This window comes from Streptomyces sp. P9-A4 (assembly GCF_036634195.1).
Lineage (GTDB): Bacteria > Actinomycetota > Actinomycetes > Streptomycetales > Streptomycetaceae > Streptomyces.
The window spans coordinates 4,201,797-4,215,006 of sequence record NZ_JAZIFY010000001.1 but is presented as its reverse complement, the minus strand read 5'-3'; the positions used below and the strand labels follow the sequence as shown (position 1 = coordinate 4,215,006).

The 13,210-nt window shown below is 70.7% G+C and carries 12 protein-coding genes; all 12 read right to left on the bottom strand.

The window, feature by feature from the left end; all coding sequences use genetic code 11:
* Positions 1-55: 55 nt before the first annotated feature.
* Genes V4Y03_RS18985 through V4Y03_RS18930 form a run of 12 tightly spaced genes read right to left on the bottom strand, consistent with a single transcriptional unit; the run spans position 56 to position 13,202 of the window.
* Entirely contained in the window at positions 56-742 is a 687-nt protein-coding gene (locus tag V4Y03_RS18985) for a maleylpyruvate isomerase family mycothiol-dependent enzyme (RefSeq protein WP_317873829.1), read from the bottom strand.
* A 6-nt stretch (positions 743-748) separates the two neighbouring features.
* A complete protein-coding gene (gene ahcY, locus V4Y03_RS18980) occupies positions 749-2,152 on the bottom strand; it encodes an adenosylhomocysteinase (protein ID WP_332435675.1) in 1,404 nt (467 codons plus the stop codon).
* A complete protein-coding gene (metF, locus tag V4Y03_RS18975) occupies positions 2,145-3,023 on the bottom strand; it encodes a methylenetetrahydrofolate reductase [NAD(P)H] (RefSeq protein ID WP_332435674.1) in 879 nt (292 codons plus the stop codon). Before metF ends, ahcY begins: the two co-directional genes overlap by 8 nt.
* Positions 3,020-6,490 (bottom strand): methionine synthase, encoded by a 3,471-nt coding sequence (gene metH / locus V4Y03_RS18970; RefSeq protein ID WP_332435673.1) that lies wholly within the window; start codon positions 6,488-6,490, stop codon positions 3,020-3,022. The genes metF and metH overlap by 4 nt, the downstream gene beginning before the upstream one ends.
* Positions 6,487-7,470 carry a carbohydrate kinase family protein gene (locus tag V4Y03_RS18965; RefSeq protein ID WP_317873833.1) on the bottom strand — a complete coding sequence of 328 codons (984 nt, stop codon included), beginning with the start codon at positions 7,468-7,470 and terminating at the stop codon, positions 6,487-6,489. Before V4Y03_RS18965 ends, metH begins: the two co-directional genes overlap by 4 nt.
* Positions 7,471-7,474: 4 nt before the next feature.
* Positions 7,475-8,695, bottom strand: a complete 1,221-nt coding sequence (gene metK / locus V4Y03_RS18960; RefSeq protein WP_317873834.1) for a methionine adenosyltransferase — start codon at positions 8,693-8,695, stop codon at positions 7,475-7,477.
* Positions 8,692-8,943: an acyl carrier protein gene (locus V4Y03_RS18955; protein ID WP_317873835.1), complete on the bottom strand. Its 252-nt coding sequence runs from the start codon at positions 8,941-8,943 to the stop codon at positions 8,692-8,694. The genes metK and V4Y03_RS18955 overlap by 4 nt, the downstream gene beginning before the upstream one ends.
* Positions 8,944-8,965: 22 nt before the next feature.
* Entirely contained in the window at positions 8,966-9,433 is a 468-nt protein-coding gene (gene acpS, locus V4Y03_RS18950) for a holo-ACP synthase (RefSeq protein ID WP_317873836.1), read from the bottom strand.
* Between the two features lies 1 nt (position 9,434).
* The gene (locus tag V4Y03_RS18945) at positions 9,435-10,322 is read right to left on the bottom strand and encodes a hypothetical protein (protein WP_332435672.1); all 888 of its coding nucleotides are present in this window, start codon (positions 10,320-10,322) and stop codon (positions 9,435-9,437) included.
* Between the two features lie 45 nt (positions 10,323-10,367).
* Positions 10,368-11,261, bottom strand: coding sequence for a diiron oxygenase (locus tag V4Y03_RS18940; RefSeq protein WP_317873838.1), 894 nt, complete (start codon positions 11,259-11,261; stop codon positions 10,368-10,370).
* Positions 11,262-11,319: 58 nt separating this feature from the next.
* Positions 11,320-12,363 carry a class I SAM-dependent methyltransferase gene (locus V4Y03_RS18935; RefSeq protein WP_317873839.1) on the bottom strand — a complete coding sequence of 348 codons (1,044 nt, stop codon included), beginning with the start codon at positions 12,361-12,363 and terminating at the stop codon, positions 11,320-11,322.
* Positions 12,360-13,202: a class I SAM-dependent methyltransferase gene (locus V4Y03_RS18930; RefSeq protein WP_317873840.1), complete on the bottom strand. Its 843-nt coding sequence runs from the start codon at positions 13,200-13,202 to the stop codon at positions 12,360-12,362. The genes V4Y03_RS18935 and V4Y03_RS18930 overlap by 4 nt, the downstream gene beginning before the upstream one ends.
* Positions 13,203-13,210: the final 8 nt, after the last annotated feature.

Sequence of the window (13,210 nt, the reverse complement as noted above, 5' to 3'; positions counted from 1 at the left end):
GGTCCTCCGGAGGAAGGGGGCGACGGGGACCCGGGCCCGGCGCCCCCGCCGGCCCTCAGCGGTAGATGAGCAGTTCGTGTTCGGTCGCACCGGTCAGCTCGTAGCGGGTCCGGACCAGCGGGCGGCCCGCGTAGATCCGGATCAGGGTGGCGGCGTCCCCCTTGAAGGAGGCCGGCGGGCGGCCCTCGACAGGGTTGCCGAGGGCCACCGGGGTGGCGTCCCGGTCCGCCAGGACGCCCACCAGGCGGGGCGTCTCGCGCTTGCGGCTCGTCACCGAGAGGAGCGGGAGGGCCAGTTCGAGGCTCGCGCCGCAGTAGGCGCCGGGCTCGCCGAAGGCCTCCCGTACGTCTCCGGCATGGACCCACTCGCCGAGCGCGACGGCGTCGAGCCTGCCGTCCTCGCGCCCGGCGATCACCGGTCCGGCCTCGGTGAGACCGCGTTCCAGTTCGTCGAGGATCCGGCCGAGCGGCCACTCCTCGCGTTCGGCCACGTCGCAGGCGTTGGCCTCGGGCAGGAACACGCCCTCTTCGAGCCGGCCCTCGACGATCCGCACGAGGGCCGCCCCGCAGTGGGCGAGGACCTGCCGCGCCGTCCAGCCGGGGCAGGCGGTACGCAGCTCGTACGCCTCCTCGGGGGTGCGGCGCAGCAGCGGCATCAGCAGGTCCCGCTCCGTTCTCAGGAGCCGGTCCGGCAGCCACGGGTCGCGCACGTCGGGCGCGTCACCTGGGTCGTCGGTACACATGCGTCCTCAGTAGCGGTAGTGGTCCGGCTTGTACGGGCCCTCCACCGGGACCCCGATGTACGACGCCTGCTCGGGGCGCAGGGTCGTGAGGCGGACGCCGAGGGCGTCCAGGTGCAGCCGGGCGACCTTCTCGTCGAGGTGCTTCGGCAGCGTGTACACGTCGACGGGGTACTCCTCCGGCTTCGTGAACAGCTCGATCTGGGCGAGCGTCTGGTCCGCGAAGGAGTTCGACATCACGAAGGAGGGGTGCCCTGTGGCGTTGCCCAGGTTCAGCAGGCGGCCCTCGGAGAGGACGATGACGACCTTGCCGTCCTCGAAGGTCCAGGTGTGGACCTGCGGCTTGACCTCGTCCTTCACGATCCCGGGGATCCGCGCCAGGCCGGCCATGTCGATCTCGTTGTCGAAGTGGCCGATGTTGCCGACGATCGCCTGGTGCTTCATGCGGGCGATGTCGGACGCCATGATGATGTCCTTGTTGCCCGTGGTGGTGATGAAGATGTCGGCGGTCTCCACCACGTCCTCCAGGGTGGCGACCTGGTAGCCGTCCATCGCCGCCTGCAGCGCGCAGATCGGGTCGATCTCGGTGACGACGACCCGGGCGCCCTGGCCGCGCAGCGACTCCGCCGAGCCCTTGCCGACGTCGCCGTAGCCACAGACCACGGCGGTCTTGCCGCCGATGAGGACGTCGGTGGCGCGGTTGATGCCGTCGATGAGGGAGTGGCGGCAGCCGTACTTGTTGTCGAACTTCGACTTCGTCACGGCGTCGTTCACGTTGATCGCCGGGAAGAGCAGCGCGCCCTCGCGGTGCATCTCGTACAGACGGTGGACGCCCGTCGTGGTCTCCTCGGTGACGCCGCGGACGGCGGCGGCGATCGGCGCCCAGTCGAGGGTGGTGCTCCGCAGCAGCTCAAGGATGACCCGGTGCTCGTCGTTCTCCGCCGTCGACGGGTCCGGGACCTCGCCGGCCTTCTGGTACTCCACACCCTTGTGGACGAGGAGCGTGGCGTCACCGCCGTCGTCCAGGATCATGTTGGGGCCGTCGGCGCCCGGCCAGGTCAGCGCCTGCTCGGTGCACCACCAGTACTCCTCAAGGGTCTCGCCCTTCCAGGCGAAGACGGGGATGCCGGCGGCGGCGATGGCGGCGGCGGCGTGGTCCTGGGTCGAGTAGATGTTGCAGGACACCCAGCGGACCTCGGCGCCGAGGGCGACCAGGGTCTCGATGAGGACGGCGGTCTGCACGGTCATGTGCAGCGAGCCGGTGATCCGCGCCCCCGCCAGCGGCTGCGTGGCGGCGTACTCGCGGCGGATCGACATCAGGCCCGGCATCTCGTGCTCGGCGAGGGTGATCTCCTTGCGGCCGAAGGCGGCCAGCGAGATGTCGGCGACCTTGTAGTCAGAGAAATCAGACATGTGCGGCAACTCTCCTTGCGCTGAGGATGGTTCGGTGGATGTGCAGGGCCGCCGTCGACTTGTTCAGGGTGATGTAGTGCAGGCCGGGCGCGCCCTCTTCGAGCAGCCGCAGGCCCATCTGCGCGGCGTGCCCGACGCCGATGCGGTACGCGGCGGCCGGGTCGTCCTTCGCCGCCTCCAGGCGGTGCGCCAGGTCCTCGGGGAAGGCGGCGTCGCTCAGCTCCGCGAAGCGCCTGATCTGGCGTACGTCGGTGGCCGGCATGATCTCCGGGATGATCGGGGTGTCGCAGCCCGCCGCCGCCACCCGGTCCCGCAGCCGCAGGTAGTCCTCGGGGTCGAAGAACATCTGCGTGATGGCGTAGTCGGCGCCCGCCCGGCACTTGGCGACGAAGTGCGCCAGGTCCTCCGCCGGGCCCCGGGACCTCGGGTGGCCCTCCGGGAAGGCGGCCACCCCGATCCGGAAGTCGCCCAACGAGCGGACCAGCTCGACGAGTTCGTAGGCGTATCCGAAACCCCGCGGGTGCGGGGTCCAGGCGCCGCGCGGGTCGCCGGGCGGGTCGCCGCGCAGTACCAGTACGTCCCTGACCCCGGCGTCCGCGTACGCGCCGATGATGGCCCGCAGCTCGGCGACCGAGTGCCCGACGGCCGTCAGATGCGCCACCGGCCGCAGGGTCGTCTCCGTCACGATCCGCTTGGTGACGTCGATGGTCCGGTCGCGGGACGAGCCGCCCGCGCCGTACGTCACGGAGACGAAGTCCGGGGACAGCGCCTCCACACGGCGGATCGCGTCCCACAGGGTCTGCTCCCCGCGCTCGCTCTTCGGCGGGAAGAACTCGAAGGAGAACGTGGGGTTCGCGCACGTGGGGTTCACAGGCGCCGGCCTCCCGCGTTGAAGTAGCTCGCCTCCGGGTGGTGGACGACGATCGCGTCCGTCGACTGCTCGGGGTGCAGCTGGTACTCCTCCGACAGCTCGACACCGATCCGCTCCGGGCGGAGCAGGGCGGCGATCTTCGCCCGGTCCTCCAGGTCGGGGCAGGCCGGGTAGCCGAGGGAGTAGCGGCAGCCCCGGTACTCGGTGCGCAGCATCCCTTCGAGGCCGGCCGGCTCCGAGGCTCCGGCGATGCCCCACTCGGCGCGCACCCTGGAGTGCCAGTACTCGGCCAGGGCCTCCGCCAACTGGACGGAGAGGCCGTGGAGTTCGAGGTAGTCGCGGTAGGCGTCGGCGGCGAAGAGACGGGCGGTCTCCTCCCCGACGCGCGAGCCGACGGTGACGACCTGGAGGGCGACCGCGTCCACCTCGCCGGAGTCCTCGGCGCGGTGGAAGTCGGCCAGGCAGAGGCGGCGGCCCCGCTGCTGGCGGGGGAAGGAGAAGCGGGTCCGCTCGCCTCCGTCCTCGTCCAGGACGATCAGGTCGTCGCCCTTGGACACACAGGGGAACCAGCCGTACACGACGGCCGCTTCGACCAGGTTCTCGCGCTCGATCCGGTCGAGCAGGGCCCGCAGCCGCGGCCTGCCCTCCGTCTCGATGGTCCCGTTGTCCTTCAGCCCCCACTGGCCCTTGAAGAGGGCGGTCTCGTCGAGCCAGGGGGCGTACTCCGCGAGCGGGATGCCCCGGACGACCTTCGTCCCGAGGAAGGGGGGCTCGGGTACGGGGTTGTCGGCGGCGACGTCGGAGCGGCCGGCCGGCTCGGGTTCCCGGACCTCCGCGACGGGCGTCTCCCGCTTGGGGACCCGGCGGGGCTTGAGCGGCGGGAGTACGGCCCCGGGAACACCGCGCTTGACGCCCATGAGCGCGTCCATGAGACGCAGGCCCTCGAAGGCGTCGCGGGCGTACCGCACCTCGCCCTCGTACAGCTCGTGCAGGTCCTGCTCGACGTACGCCCTGGTGAGGGCGGCGCCGCCGAGGATCACGGGGAACTTCGCGGCCAGCCCCCGGCCGTTCAGCTCCTGGAGGTTCTCCTTCATGATCACGGTGGACTTCACCAGGAGACCGGACATGCCGATGACGTCGGCCCGGTGCTGTTCCGCCGCTTCGAGGATCGCGGAGACCGGCTGCTTGATGCCGATGTTGACGACGTTGTAGCCGTTGTTGGACAGGATGATGTCGACGAGGTTCTTGCCGATGTCGTGGACGTCGCCCCGGACGGTGGCGAGGACGATCGTGCCCTTGCCCTCGGCGTCGGACTTCTCCATGTGCGGTTCCAGATGGGCCACCGCCGTCTTCATGACCTCGGCGGACTGGAGCACGAACGGCAGCTGCATCCGGCCGGAGCCGAACAGCTCACCGACCGTCTTCATGCCGTCGAGCAGCACCTCGTTGACGATCACCAGGGCCGGACGCGACTCCAGCGCCTCGTCGAGATCCGCCTCAAGGCCGTTCTTCTCGCCGTCGACGATCCGCCGCTTCAGCCGCTCGTCCAGCGGCAGCGCGAGCAGTTCCTCGGCCTTGCCGGCCTTGAGGGACTTCGCCGTCGCGCCCTCGAACATCTCCAGGAAGCGCTGGAGCGGGTCGTACCCGTCCCTGCGCCGGTCGTGGATCAGATCGAGCGCCACCTCCACCTGCTCCGCCTCCAGACGGGCGATCGGCAGGATCTTCGAGGCGTGCACGATCGCCGAGTCCAGGCCCGCCTTCACGCACTCGTCGAGGAAGACCGAGTTGAGGACGATCCGGGCGGCCGGGTTCAGCCCGAAGGAGATGTTGGACAGGCCCAGGGTGGTCTGCACGTCCGGGTGGCGGCGCTTCAGCTCGCGAATCGCCTCGATCGTGTGGATGCCGTCCCTGCGGGACTCCTCCTGACCGGTGCAGATCGTGAACGTGAGGGTGTCGATCAGGATGTCCGACTCCCTGATCCCCCAGTTCCCGGTGAGATCGGCGATGATCCGCTGCGCCACCGCCACCTTGTGCCCGACACTGCGGGCCTGGCCCTCCTCGTCGATGGTCAGCGCCATCAGCGCCGCGCCGTGCTCCTTCGCGAGCGCCGTGACCTGCGCGAACCGCGACTCCGGCCCGTCGCCGTCCTCGTAGTTCACCGAGTTCACGACGGCCCGGCCGCCGAGCTTCTCCAGACCGGCCCGCAGCACCCCGATCTCCGTCGAGTCGAGCACGATCGGCAGCGTCGAGGCCGTCGCGAACCGGCCCGCCAGCTCCGCCATGTCCGCGGTGCCGTCCCGCCCCACGTAGTCCACGCACAGGTCGAGCATGTGCGCGCCCTCACGGATCTGGTCCCGCGCCATCTCGACGCAGTCGTCCCAGCGGCCGTCGAGCATCGCCTCACGGAACTTCTTCGAACCGTTGGCGTTGGTCCGCTCCCCGATCGCCAGATACGCGGTGTCCTGCCGGAACGGCACATGGCTGTACAGGGAGGACGCGCCCGGCTCCGGCGTCGGCCGCCGGTCCGGGACGGCCGCGCCCCGCACCCGCTCCACGATCTCCCGCAGGTGCTCCGGGGTCGTACCGCAGCAGCCGCCGACCAGGGCGGGACCGTACTCGCGGACGAAGTCCTCCTGCGCGTCGGCCAGTTCGGCCGGCGACAGCGGGTAGTAGGCGCCGTCCGAGGTGAGGACCGGCAGGCCCGCGTTCGGCATGACCGAGATCGGGATCCGGGCGTGCCGGGACAGGTGCCGCAGGTGCTCGGCCATCTCCGCCGGACCCGTGGCGCAGTTCAGTCCGATCATGTCGATGCCCAGCGGCTCCAGGGCGGTCAGCGCCGCCCCGATCTCCGAGCCGAGCAGCATGGTGCCCGTCGTCTCCACCGTGACCTGCACGATCACCGGCAGGTCCACACCCACCCAGTCCAGGGCCCGGCGGGCGCCGATGACGGCCGCCTTCGTCTGGAGCAGGTCCTGCGAGGTCTCGATGAGCAGGGCGTCCGCGCCGCCCCGGATCAGACCCTCCGCGTTCTGCTGGAAGGCCTCCCGCAGCGGCTCGTACGTGACGTGGCCGAGCGTCGGCAGCTTCGTACCGGGGCCCATGGAGCCCAGCACCCAGCGGGGGCGCCCGTCGACCGCCGTGTGCGCGTCCGCCGTCGTACGGGCGATCCGGGCGCCGGCCTCGGACAGCTCGTACACCTGGTTCTCGATGCCGTACTCGGCGAGCGCGGCCAGGTTCGCCCCGAAGGTGTTCGTCTCGACGCAGTCCACACCCACCGAGAAGTAGGCGTCGTGGACGGAGGCGACGATGTCGGGGCGCGTGAGGTTGAGGATCTCGTTGCAGCCCTCCAGCTGCCGGAAGTCCTCCATCGTCGGGTCGGCGGCCTGGAGCATCGTGCCCATCGCCCCGTCGGCCACCACGACCCGCGTCGCGAACTCCTCCCGCAGGGAACGCCGGGCGGTACTCACGTCAGCCCCCTCAGATGTGTGACGAGCGTGGCCGTGCAGCCCACCCCGTACGTCGTCCTGATCCGGTCCAGGAGGGAGTCCCGGTGCAGCCGGTACTCCTGCGTCCCCACGTAGTCCAGGACCGTCGCGGCCACCGCGCAGCCCAGCTGCGCCGCGCACCGCTCCGGCACGCCCCACAGCCAGCCGGCGAGGAAACCCGCCCGGAACGCGTCCCCGACACCGGTCGGGTCGACGACCCCGGCGACCTCCACCGCCGGCACCGCCAGCGGCTCACGGTCCTCGCCCCGGACACGGACGCCCGCCTCGCCGTGGGTGGTCACCCAGGTGCCCACCCGGCGCAGCACGTCCGCCTCCGCCCAGCCGGACTTCTCCAGGAGCAGCGCCGTCTCGTACTCGTTGGTGAACAGGAACCGCGCCCCGTCCACCAGCTCCCGCACCTGCTCGCCGTCGAGCCGCGCCAACTGCTGCGAGGGATCGGCGGCGAAGGGAATCCCCAGGTCACGGCAGGTGCGGGTATGCCGCAGCATGGCCTCGGGGTCGTCCGGGGAGACCAGGACCAGTTCCAGCCGGCCGGTGCGCGCGACGACCTCGCGGAGGTCGATCTCGCGCGCCTCGGACATCGCCCCCGCGTAGAAGGTGGCGATCTGGTTCTGGGCCCGGTCGGTCGTACAGACGAACCGGGCGGTGTGGAGCGACTCGCTGACGCGCACCGAGTCGGTGTCCACACCGTGGTCCTTCAGCCAGACCCGGTACGGCTCGAAGTCGGCGCCGACCGCGCCCACCAGGGCGGGACGCAGGCCGAGGACGCCGAGTCCGAAGGAGATGTTCGCTGCCACTCCGCCGCGCCTGACCTCCAGGTTGTCGGCGAGGAACGACAGGGAGACCCGGTCCAGCCGGTCGGCGAGCAGCTGCTCGCTGAACCAGCCGGGGAAGGTCATCAGATGGTCGGTCGCGATGGATCCCGTGACAGCGATACGCATTCCCTCAGATCCCTTCTCCCTGATGAGCCGCCTTCTTGAGGGCCTCGACGCGGTCCGTGCGCTCCCACGTGAACTCCGGCAGTTCGCGGCCGAAGTGGCCGTACGCCGCCGTCTTCGCGTAGATGGGCCGCTTGAGGTCCAGGTCGCGGATGATCGCCGCCGGGCGGAGGTCGAAGACCTCGCCGACGGCCTCCTGGATCCGCTCGTCCGGCAGGGTGCCGGTGCCGAAGGTCTCCACGAAGAGACCGACCGGCTCGGCCTTGCCGATCGCGTACGCCACCTGCACCTCGCAGCGGCGGGCGAGACCGGCCGCGACGACGTTCTTGGCGACCCAGCGCATGGCGTACGCCGCCGAGCGGTCGACCTTCGACGGGTCCTTGCCGGAGAACGCGCCGCCGCCGTGGCGGGCCATCCCGCCGTAGGTGTCGATGATGATCTTCCGGCCGGTGAGCCCGGCGTCGCCCATCGGGCCGCCGACCTCGAAACGCCCGGTCGGGTTGACCAGCAGCCGGTAGCCGTCGGACTCCAGGCTGACGCCCTCCTCCACCAGCTCCTTGAGGACGTGCTCGACGACGTACTCGCGCACGTCCGGGGTGAGCAGGCCCTCGACGGAGATGTCGGCGGCGTGCTGCGAGGACACCACCACCGTGTCGAGGCGGACCGGGCGGTCCCCGTCGTACTCGATGGTGACCTGGGTCTTCCCGTCGGGCCGCAGATACGGCACGGTTCCGTTCTTGCGGACCTCGGTCAGCCGGCGCGAGAGCCGGTGGGCGAGCGCGATCGGCAGCGGCATCAGCTCGGCCGTGTCGTCGCAGGCGTAGCCGAACATCAGGCCCTGGTCGCCGGCGCCCTGCGCGGCCAGCTCGTCGCCCGCGCCCTCGACCCGGGACTCGTACGCCGTGTCCACACCCTGCGCGATGTCCGGGGACTGCGCGCCGATGGACACCGAGACGCCGCAGGAGGCGCCGTCGAAGCCCTTCGCGGAGGAGTCGTAGCCGATGTCGAGGACGGCCTCGCGCACCAGCTTCGCTATCGGCGCGTACGCCGAGGTGGTGACCTCGCCCGCGATGTGCACGAGACCCGTGGTGATCAGGGTCTCCACCGCCACCCGCGAGGACGGGTCCTCGGCGAGCAGGGCGTCCAGGATGGTGTCGCTGATCCGGTCGGCGATCTTGTCGGGGTGGCCCTCGGTCACCGACTCCGAGGTGAAGAGGCGCCGGCTCATGCCTGGACCTCCACCGGGGCCTTGAAGAAGTGCTGCCCGATGGCACCGAGGGTGCGGATGGACTCGACCTCCAGGGTCTCCATCTGGATCGCGGTGCCGCTCTCCTGCTCCAGCAGGAAGACGAACTCGACGAAGGACAGCGAGTCGATGAGCCGGTTCTCGATCAGGTCGAGGTCGGACGCGATGTCGTCGCGCTCGGGGTGACGCTCGAGGATCCAGTTCTTCACCGTCTGCAGGCCGTCGGCCATGGTTGCTCTCCTTTAGCTGCTGCTAGCTACTGCTGCTGGATTCGTAAGGGGTGGGGGCGGGGTACGGGGCGGGGGCGATGATCGGAGCGGCCACCGCGACCGCGTAGTCCACGTCGTGGCTGATGGACACGGTGATCTCGGTGATGCCGGACTCGGCGGCCATCTCGGCCGCCGCCCGGTGCAGCTCCACGAGCGGCCAGCCGCCCTCGGAACGCCGCACCACGATGTCCGGCCAGGGCAGGAACCTGCCCCTGACCCGTAAGGTCTTGAAGGCCGCTTCCTTGGCCGCGATCCGTCCGCACAGGCTCAGTACGTCGAGCCCGGAGGAGGTGCGGCAGTCGGCGAGCTCGCCGGGGGTGAGCATCCGCTCGAAGAACCGCTCCCCGTACTGGGCGAGGAGCCTGCGGACACGGTTGACGGACACGATGTCCATGCCGAGGTTCGCCCACCCCAGGCCGCCCGCCGGCGGGGCGGCGGGACGGGCCGGCACGTCAGATCACCGGCCCGGCCGCGCCACTCGCATCGGCCCGCATGCGGGCGTTCGCGTCGAGCACCGCCCCGGTGGCGGCCTCCCAGCTGCCGTGGCGCCTGGTCAGCGCGGACAGCCAGCGTTCGAGACCGAAGGCGACACAGCTGGTGAAGGCCGGTCCGCCGGTCGACTCCAGGGTGATGTCGCAGCGGTCGCCGAAGAAGTTCCGGTGCGTGTTGACCGAGGCGATGGCCAGGTCCTCGTACAGGAACTCGTACTTCACCGGCGTCAGCCGCTGGAGGAGTGCCTTCGAGCCGCCCTTGTCGAAGAACGGGTCGCAGGCGGCCTCCTTGCGGAGCGGCAGGTCGAGGGCGGCGGCGAACCGCTGGATCCTGCCGGTGAACTCCGCGAGGTGCGTCTCGGCGTGCTCGCGCGCGCCGATGGCGACGATCTCCCGCATGCGGAAGCCGAGCTGGCGCCGCATGCCCTCGTAGTGGGTCTCCTTGCGGAAGCACCAGGAGCAGATCGTGACGAGGGTGTCGTCGGCGACCCGGCTGCCCCGGTGGTCGAGGTAGACGGCGTAGCAGGACGCCGAGGGCAGTCCCAGCGAGGCCGGTTCCAGGGCCTCGCTCGGGAAGCTGCCCGTCTCGGCGGAGAAGGGCGCGGTCGCCCGCCGCTCCAGGTCGAGCGGGGTGGCGACGACGGCCTGGTGCGGGAAGTTGTCGTAGTAGTCGAGCTTCGCCAGCTCGGCGGCCGGCAGGAGCGGGGGCATGGTCATCGGGCGGGCGCCCGCGGTCACTCCCCAGCTCTCGAAGGTGTCGTCGAGGAGCCGCAGCAGGCGGGTCCCCTCCGGGCCGAGCGAGGGGAGGCCCCTGGTCTCCCCGACGGTCTCGGGGGTCGTCAAGGTCATGGTCGGTGCACCTCTCGGGTGAGGGCTCTCGGGTCGGGGAGTCGCTCAGACGACGGGCAGGCTGTCGTCGGAGAAGATCCCGGTCTTCAGGAAGAAGGCGAGCGGCTTGCGGATCGCCTTGCGCTCGTGGGGGCGGCGGCTCGGGTCGGCGACCAGCGCGTTGCGCAGGGCCAGCGGGTCGGGGATGCCGGCGTCCCGGTACACGTGGGGGTTGTAGAGGGAGTTGACGCTGTAGACGACGTACCGCTTGAGGTACGCCTCCACCTCGCGGACCCGCTCGGCGCTGACGGCCTGGCACATCCGGCCGTACAGCAGGGAGACCAGCTCGCGCCCGAAGGCGATGTGCCGGGACTCGTCCTGGTGGTGGATGCGGTTGACCTCGCGGATGGTGTGGCAGAGCGAGGTGTCCTTCGCCATCCGGGAGTTGTAGTGGTCGACCAGCTCCTCGAAGAAGAGGATGCGGGTGAAGACCAGGAAGTTCTCGACCTCCGGCTCCCAGGCCGCGTCGGCGCGCATCGCGGTGGAACCGTAGATCTTGTGGCCGTAGCGGCGGCAGAACTCGGAGAAGAACCACATGTGTTCGTTCTCCTCACCGATGAAGTGGTGGAAGAAGTCCGAGGGCACCTCGAAGCCGGGCATGTGGATGCGGCCGACGACCTCGATGAGGAGTTCGCGGATGCCGTGCACATTGAGGCTGTAGAAGTTGACGGACTCCCACTTCGACAGGCGCTGAAGCGTTTCCTCACCGAGGGCGTCGTAGTGCTCGGTGCCGTAGACGGTGAGCAGCTCCGGCGTCATCCAGAAACGGTTCTCCTCCAGCGTCTCGGGCCACTGGAAGGTCTGGTACGGGTTGTAGTAGTCCTCGACCGAGCGCTCGCTGAGGCGCTCCAGGACCTCCATGAACCGGTCGGTGACCGGCAGCGGGGCGGCGACGCCCATGATCTCGCTCCATTCTCTTCTTCAGGCTCGGTTCACTCGCCCTCGGGGCGGGCGGGGACTACGGCCGGACTTCGTAGACCGCGTTGACCGGGGTCTCGGTCGCGCGGCGCCAGCGGGTGAAGCCGGCCTCCTCCGCGATGGCCCGGAAGGCCTTCTCGCCGGAGTGGTTGCCGAGCGCGTGCGGGCCGCGCTGGGCGACCGCGACGGGCAGGCACATCACGGCGGACAGGGCCATGAACATGCGGGCGGCGGGCGTCTGCGCGTCGATGTCCTGCGGGGAGACGTTCGACTCGACGAGCATCCAGGTGCCGTCCGCGTCCAGGGACTTGTGGACGTGCTGGGCGGCGGCGACCGGGTCGCCCATGTCGTGCAGGGCGTTGAAGAAGCACACCAGGTCGTAGCCGGAGCCCGGATAGTCGTCGGCGGACGCCACCTCGAAGACGACCCGGTCGGACAGACCGGCCTCCTCGGCGAGCTCCCGGGCGATCGAGATGGCCTCCTCCGAGTAGTCGAAGCCGTGGACGGTGGCGTTCGGGAAGGCCTTCGCGATGAGCAGCGTGGTGTGGCCGACGCCGCAGCCGACGTCGACGACGGTGCCGCCGGCGGCCAGCTTGTCGGTGACCTGGTGCAGCGCGGGCAGCCAGTCCGGGACCAGCTTGTGCTCGTACGTCGGCTGGAAGAAGGAGCCCATGCCGGTGTCGAGGGCCGCGTCGTGCTCGGCCCAGCCGACGCCGTCACCCGTGCGGTACGCGTCGACGAGCAGGTCCTCGGTGGCGTACAGCGCCTTGAGGGCGGTGAAGAACCCGGCGGCGTACGTGACGGCCTTCGGGTCCGCGAGGACCTCGACGTGGCCGGCGGGCAGGGTGTACGTGAGGGAGCTGGGGTGCCGCTCGACGTACCCGGCGGAGAGCTGGGCGTGCAGCCACTCCTCGATGTAGCGCTCGTTCGTGCCGGTGGTCCGCGCGAGCGCGGCGGCGGTGAGCGGGCCCTTCTCGGCCAGCGCCTTGTAGAGGCCGAGGCGCTCGCCGAGGGCGACGGTCAGGCCGCGGACGGCCGCACCGGCGTCGTTGATGACCCTCTGGTGGAAGTCGTGGGCGCTCATGCCGCCTTCTCCTCCTCGTACGTCGGCAGGTCACAGGTGAACAGGAAGGACCGGGGCACGCGCGGGACGGAGCGGGCCGGGACCGGGTAGGGCCAGCGGTCGAAGTCGGCGCCCGGCTCACCGGGCTGCCTGACCTCCCGTACGGCCCAGCCGCAGTCGGCGAGCAGCGCCTCGGGCTCCTCGGTGCCGAAGAGCCACGGGTTGCCGTCCTCGTCCAGGGCCTTCATGAAGCCGCGGGCGAGCGGGTTCTCCAGGGCGGCCCTGGAGATGACGTCGCCGAGCAGCACGGAGCCGGGAGCGGCGTGCGCGGAGAGCGTCGACATCAGGGTCCGTACGGCCTGCTCGGGCAGGAAGAACAGCAGGCCCTCGACCACCCACAGGACGGGCTCCTCGCTCTTCCAGCCCGCCTCCTTGAGGGGGCCGGTCCAGTCCTGGGTGAGGTCGACCGGGATCGGGATCCGGGTGCGGCCCGCAGGCTGCGGCTCGTCCTTGAGCATCTCGGCCTTGGCCTCCAGGAGGGCCGGGCGGTCGAGCTCGTAGACGGTGACACCGTCGGGCCAGGGCAGCCGGAAGAAGCGGGTGTCCATGCCGGCGGCGAGGAAGACGACCTGACGGATGCCCCGCTCCTCGACGGCCCGCACGATGGCGCGGTCGAGGTAGGTGGTGCGGATGGCGAGGAACGGCACGGTGCCGCCCCCGGCGTAGCGCTCGAGCAGTTCGAAGCCGATCGTGTCGGCGACGGTGCGCGCGTAGGGATCGGCGAACAGCCGGTCCTCGCGCTCGGTCTCCAGGGCGCGCGCGGCGGCGGTCCACTGGGCGGTGCGGGATACGGCCTCCACAGGAGGTC

Excerpts from the sequence above, each read along its gene's own strand:
- V4Y03_RS18985 (WP_317873829.1), bottom strand. The coding sequence starts at position 742 with ATGTGTACCGACGACCCAGGTGACGCGCCCGACGTGCGCGACCCGTGG.
- ahcY (WP_332435675.1), bottom strand. The coding sequence starts at position 2,152 with ATGTCTGATTTCTCTGACTACAAGGTCGCCGACATCTCGCTGGCCGCC.
- V4Y03_RS18965 (WP_317873833.1), bottom strand. The coding sequence starts at position 7,470 with ATGCGTATCGCTGTCACGGGATCCATCGCGACCGACCATCTGATGACC.
- metK (WP_317873834.1), bottom strand. The coding sequence starts at position 8,695 with ATGAGCCGGCGCCTCTTCACCTCGGAGTCGGTGACCGAGGGCCACCCC.
- V4Y03_RS18955 (WP_317873835.1), bottom strand. The coding sequence starts at position 8,943 with ATGGCCGACGGCCTGCAGACGGTGAAGAACTGGATCCTCGAGCGTCAC.
- V4Y03_RS18945 (WP_332435672.1), bottom strand. The coding sequence starts at position 10,322 with ATGACCTTGACGACCCCCGAGACCGTCGGGGAGACCAGGGGCCTCCCC.
- V4Y03_RS18940 (WP_317873838.1), bottom strand. The coding sequence starts at position 11,261 with ATGGGCGTCGCCGCCCCGCTGCCGGTCACCGACCGGTTCATGGAGGTC.
- V4Y03_RS18935 (WP_317873839.1), bottom strand. The coding sequence starts at position 12,363 with ATGAGCGCCCACGACTTCCACCAGAGGGTCATCAACGACGCCGGTGCG.